At 63.0% G+C, this 2,348-nt stretch carries 1 protein-coding gene and 1 pseudogene; both read left to right on the top strand.

Going from position 1 to position 2,348, the window contains the following annotated elements; all coding sequences use genetic code 11:
• Positions 1-2,013 (top strand): OmcA/MtrC family decaheme c-type cytochrome (locus AAC083_RS11520; protein ID WP_108536666.1); only part of this gene is annotated, 2,013 nt, incomplete at its 5' end.
• A 53-nt stretch (positions 2,014-2,066) separates the two neighbouring features.
• A pseudogene (locus tag AAC083_RS11515) lies at positions 2,067-2,348 on the top strand (cystathionine beta-synthase); the annotation flags it as partial.

Here is a 2,348-nt window from a genome sequence, read left to right as displayed (position 1 = left end):
CCTCCCGGCACCCCAAACTCGCTGATCATCTCGGCATCCACCCCCCAGTTAAACGAGAGCGGCCAACTCGCGGTGCAGTTCAGCGTCACCGACCAGCAAGGCAAAGGCTATGAGCTGGGAGCCACACTCCCCTCCTTCACCCTGGCCAAGGTGATCCCCGGCCGTGACGCCGCGCGGCAAGACCCTGTCATCTGGAAGAGCTTCATCTACAACACCAGGAACAACCGGCCGACCGGTGAAAGCAGCGGCAAGCTGGAACCGCTGGGCAATGGCCAGTACCGCTACACCTTCTCCTTCAATGCCACCACGGTGCGCGATCCTTATACGAGCGATTCGCTGGATAACAACGGCTTGATCCGCTGGGATGAGGCTGCGACTCACCGCCTCGGCATCTACTTCGGTGGCAGCAATGGCATTCCGGTCACCGACTATGTGCTGGACTGGGTGCCCGCAGGGACGCCGCCACTGCTGACCCGCGACATTCTGGCGCAGCAGAGCTGCGACAGCTGCCATATGAAGCAGCCGATCCACCACGGCAACCGCGCCGATCCCAAGCTCTGCGTCACCTGTCACAACGAGAGCGTGCCCGGCAGCGGGCGTGGCGATCTGACGACCCTGGTGCACAAGCTGCACGGCAACCTGGACCAGAAAGACACCAAGCTGGTGAGCCACTTCCCGCAGGATCCTCGCAACTGCGACACCTGCCACAAGGAGGTCACCCCGACCACGCCGAACGCCAACAACTGGCAACACGCCCAGGAGAAACCCTGCGGCGCCTGCCATGCGGACTCCACAACGGCGACCGGTTTCGTCAGCCACATCAACGGCAAGATCAACAGCGGTGCCCTCTGCACCCAGTGCCATGCGGAAGAGCCGGGCAACACCAAGTCACCCAGCAGCGTGCACATGGGCTATCTCGCCAATGAAGCCGCCGGTCGCGACAAGCTGGTGTTCACATTCGATGACGTCAGATACGCGGCGCCCAACATCGAGGTCGAGCTGACCGTGACCGCCGATGGCAGCCCGGCCCAGACCCTGGACGAGGTGCTCAAATACATCAAGTACGGCGATCTGGCCAAGGCCCCCTACATCCTGGTCAACTGGGATCAGGGCAGCGGCTTCGAGCTGGCTTATACCAACCCGCAAACGTTCGTCACCGGCAACAAGATTGACTTCACCCAGTGCGAAAGCCAGGGTGGTGGTCGCTTCCTGTGCCGCAAAGAGGTGGGCAACGAGGTCACCGGCACCCTGGCGGCCACGGTCGCCGAGTTGCAGGTGTGCGTGGCCCGCAAGGCGGATCGCAACGGCGACTTTGCCGCCGGGGATCTGCTCCCCTGCAGCAGCACCGCCAGCGCCCTCTCCTACGTGACCATCAACCCGGCCAAGGCCTACTTCCGGGTCGAAGGCGGGGTCGACAGCCGCTATGTGCTCAAGGCGGGCGCGGATCTGACCTCCTGTAACGGTTGTCACAAGGATCTGGCGGTCCACACCGAGGGGAACGCGGGCTCGGCCCACGCCTCCAAGGACTTTGCCCAGTGCACCAGCTGTCACAACGCCACCCGCAGCGCCTTCTACGCGGGCGTGCCGGGTGATCTCAAGTACCACGTGCACTCCTTCCACGCCTACGGTTCCCACCGCAGCGGGGATGCCACCTTCCCGGGCAAGCTGAACAACTGCGAGTCCTGCCACACCAAGGCGCAATACAACCTGCCCAACCAGCAGAACGAGCGCCCCTCTCTGGTGAGCACCACGGCAGACAACAAGCAGCCCAAGTTCTTCAGCCCGATGCTGGTGGTCTGTGCCAGCTGCCACCTCAAGTCGCCGCTGGGTCTGGTCAAACCGGACAACCCGGTCGCCGGGGACGAGTGGGCAACCCACATGAAGAACAACGGCGCCATCTTTGGTGCAGAAACGATAGAGGCCGCCACCGGGGTTGAACAGTGCGCGTCTTGCCATGCCGTCGGGCAGGAGCAGGGCGTCGACAAGGTTCACAAGGTGTATGACTTCCGTTGAAACCATCAGGCCAGGGGACTTGCCCCTGGCCCTTTGCCGTTGAAGGACACGATATGAAAATAACCACCCCGCAGTGGCTCCTCGCGGGTTTGCTGGCACTCGGTTGCCTGCCTGTCTGGGCCAAGAGTGATGCCCAGCCGGCGGCGGCCGATGCCGATCCCCGTCTGCAGATCGAGGCGACCCTCGACCAGAAATTCGATCAGGGAAAATACTCCCCCAAGGGCGCAGATACCTGCCTCAAGTGTCACGACGCCGATTCGCGCAAGCCCGCGACCGGCATCTTCCACAATGTGCACGGCAACCTGGGCAACCAGAATGGCCCCATGGCAGACAAG

Origin of the sequence: Aeromonas sp. HMWF014, from assembly GCF_963878295.1 — a bacterium.
Taxonomy (GTDB): Bacteria; Pseudomonadota; Gammaproteobacteria; order Enterobacterales; family Aeromonadaceae; genus Aeromonas; species Aeromonas popoffii.
The sequence above is the reverse complement of the archived record's forward strand: the minus strand, read 5'-3'. Positions and strand labels throughout refer to the sequence as shown.